This window comes from Vibrio sp. 1180_3 (genome assembly GCF_029478545.1).
Classification (GTDB): Bacteria; Pseudomonadota; Gammaproteobacteria; order Enterobacterales; family Vibrionaceae; genus Vibrio; species Vibrio aestuarianus.
Map to the genome: position 1 here is coordinate 1 of NZ_SJFM01000243.1, position 278 is coordinate 278.

General features: G+C 44.2%; 1 protein-coding gene. It reads right to left on the minus strand.

Features of this window, described 5'->3' with window-relative positions:
• Positions 1-278, minus strand: a 278-nt coding sequence (locus EYW48_RS22060) for an integrase core domain-containing protein (RefSeq protein ID WP_277433106.1), incomplete at both ends; no start/stop codon positions are given.

A 278-nucleotide genomic window follows, 5' to 3' on the forward strand; every position in this document is an offset into this window, starting at 1 on the left:
ACTAAAATTGGCCACGGTTTGAGAGTTTTCCCAATATAATCGTTCTGATTCATTGGGAGTTAAACCACCGTTATACTGATGTGGTCTGAGTTGGCAGTAATATCCGATAATGTAACGGGTAACCTCTTGTTGAGCCTCAGCGAAGCTACGGTAACCCACAGTTGGCACCCATTCCGTTTTCAGACTTCTAAAGAAGCGCTCCATCGGCGCATTATCCCAACAATTTCCTCGGCGAGATAAACTCTGTTTTATTTGAAAACGCCACAGCAATTGACGGT